The sequence below is a fragment of the Rhodococcus sp. NPDC003383 genome, assembly GCF_053589115.1.
Window position 1 is genome coordinate 1 of the sequence record NZ_JBSFRG010000064.1, and the last position, 3,034, is coordinate 3,034.

Annotated in this window: 1 protein-coding gene; it reads left to right on the forward strand. The window is 71.6% G+C overall.

Features of this window, described 5'->3' with window-relative positions:
* Positions 1 to 3,034, forward strand: a 3,034-nt coding sequence (locus tag ACWDTS_RS28030) for a condensation domain-containing protein (protein ID WP_450119456.1), incomplete at both ends; no start/stop codon positions are given.

Genomic DNA, 3,034 nt, shown 5'->3' on the forward strand with positions numbered 1-3,034 from the left:
GGTGCCGGCCGGGAGCCGGTGTCGGTGGCCGAGCGGGTGTTGTGCTCGGTGTTCGTGGACGTGCTCGGTGTGGTGGGGGTGGGTGTCGACGACGATTTCTTCCATCTCGGCGGCGACTCCATCGTCGCGCTGCGCGTCGTGACCGCAGCCCGCCGTGCCGGTTTCGCCCTCACGTCCCGTGACGTCTTCGAAGCGCCCACCCCCGCGGGTCTGGCCTCCCGGGCCGTGCCGACCGACACGCTGATGGCCGCGGCCGAGGACCGGCAGGACGCGCTCGGTGTCGTCGTGCCGACCGCGATGATCACCGATCTGCTCGCCCACGACGGCGCGTGGGTCGACGGGTACGCCCAGGCCCGGGTGGTCACGCTCCCCGCCGATCTGACCGAGGACGCACTCGAGACCGCGCTGAACGCGCTTGTCGCGACCCACGACATGCTCCGTGCCCGGGTCGTCGACGACCCCACCTACGGCCGGACCCTCGAGGTTTCGACCGAGCCCGCACCCGAAATCGTTCTTCAGCAACGCGATCCGGCCGATCCCGAGCCGGTGCAGTCCGCGTACCGCAGCCTCGACCCGGCGTCGGGAACGATGGTCGTGTTCGTCCTGCTCGACGACGCACCCGCGGCTCGCCTGCTGATCGTCGCCCACCATCTCGTCGTCGACGCGGTGTCCTGGAACATCCTGCTCGACGACCTGCGTCGGCTGTGCGAACGGCCGGGATCGCTCGAACGACCCGCCACGTCCTTCCGCACGTGGAGTCGGGCGCTCGAAGCCGCCGCCGACCTCGCGGCCGACGATGCGGACCTGTGGCGGCGGATCGTCGACCCGGCCGGTGCCGTCGCGCTCACCGATCGCGCCCTCGATCCGGCGGTGGACACTGTCGCCGCGTCGACCGTCCGGGAGATCACCGTGGCACCGGACGTGTTCGAGACGCTGTCGTCGGTGGTCGCCCCGGCGCTGCGCGTAGGGGTCGACGAGATCCTGCTCGCCGCCCTGGCGGCCGCGCTGACCACCGCCTCCCAGGACCTCGGCGCGACCGCGCTCGTTGTCGACGTCGAAGGTCACGGCCGCGAATCCGATTCGATCGCACCGGAACTCGATCTGTCTCGCACGGTGGGCTGGCTGACCACGCTGTACCCGCTGCGGCTCGACGTGGCCGGTGTCGACCTCGACGCGGTCGCCGCCGGAGCGCCCGCCGCCGGGCGCCTCGTCAAGCGCATCAAGGAGCAGATCCGCGCCGTCCCGAACCGCGGTATCGGCTACGGACTGCTCACCCGATACCGCGGCGAGCACGCCGCCGAGCTCACCGCCGGGGCCGCGCACCCGGTGCTGTTCAACTACCTCGGCCGTATCGACGCCGCCCCGGCCACGGGAACCGGCGGGGCCTGGACGCTGTGCCCCGTCGAGAACTCGGACGGCGTCGGCACCCTCGGCGTGTCGTCCGACCCGACGATGCCGATGACACATCCCATCGAGGTCAACGCCGCGGCCACCGCCGCCGGTATCGTCGCCCAGTGGCGCTTCGCGGCCTCGGTGCTGCGGGCCGGTGTCGTCGACCGTGCCGCACAGCTGTGGCCGGTGCTGCTGGAAGGTATTGCTGCACAAGGTCATTCGGGTTCCATCGGTGGACTGACGCCGTCGGATGTTCTCGCCTCCGTCGACTTCGACGAGCTCGACGAGCTGACCGCGCGCTACCCGTCGGCGATCGACGTCCTGCCCCTGACGCCGTTGCAGCAGGGCCTGATGTTCGAGTCGACCTTCGACACCACCGGGCACGACGCCTACGTCGTGCAGATGGCGCTCGACATCACCGGTGACCTCGACACCACCCGGTTGCGTGCCGCCGCCGACGCGGTGCTCGCCGCGCACACCCAGCTCGGGTCGGCGTTCACCACCACCGAGGCCGGCCGCCAGGTCGCGGTCGTCACCGCCCGTGCCGCCGTGCCGTGGCACGAAATCGACCTGTCCGCAACGGCCGGAGCGGAGCTGGACCGACGCTGGGCCGAAATCGCCACGCAGGACCGCGCGACCCGCTTCGACCTCGCTGCGCCGCCGCTGATGCGGATCACGCTCGTGCACACCGGATCCGGACAGCACCGGATGCTGCTCACGCACCACCACCTGCTGTTCGACGGCTGGTCCCTTCCGCTGGTGATCGACGCCCTGCTGCGCGCCTACGGCAACGGCATCGCAATCGGCGCGGCGCCCGCGGTCGCGGCACCGGCGCGCCCCTACCGCGACTACCTCACATGGCTGGGTGACCGCGACGAGGCCGCCGACCGGGCGGCCTGGACGGCGGCGCTCGACGGCGTCACCGAGCCGACGCTGCTCGCGGCCGGCCGGACCCTCGCGCCCGGTTCGTGCGTCGACCACACCCTCACCGTCGACGCCGAGACCGTGTCGGGCCTCGAAAGGCTCCGCCGCGAAACCGGTGTCACGCTCAACACCATCGTGCAGGTCGCGTGGTCGCTGGCGCTCGGAGCCGTCACCGGCCGCGACGACGTGCTCTTCGGCACCGCGGTCTCCGGCCGCGCCGCCGACCTCGACGGCATCGACGAGATGATCGGCATGACCGTCAACACCATCGCGGTCCGCGTCGGGCTGCGTCCCGCGGAAACCGTCGCCGACCTGCTGCGCCGGGTCCAGGCCGAACAGGCCGCCCTGCAGGCCCACCACCACGTCGGCCTGGCGGACCTGCACCGGATCGCCGGTCTCGACGAACTGTTCGACACCCTCGTGGTGTTCGAGAACTACCCGGGCGACTTCACCGGGGCGACCGCGGGCAGCGGTCTCGACGTGCAGCTGCGCGGCATCGACGACGGCACCAGCTGCCCGCTGACCCTGCTCGTCCTGCCCGGCGAACAGCTCGAGCTGATCGTCAAGTACCACCCCGATCTGCCGGCGGCGCTGACCACCGATCTCGTCGACCGCTTCGTCCGCGTGCTGGCGCAGTGTGCGGTGGATGTGGGTGTGCGGGTTGGTGGGGTGTCGGTGTTGTCGTCGGTGGAGGCGGCGGTGTCGGTGGTGTCGGATG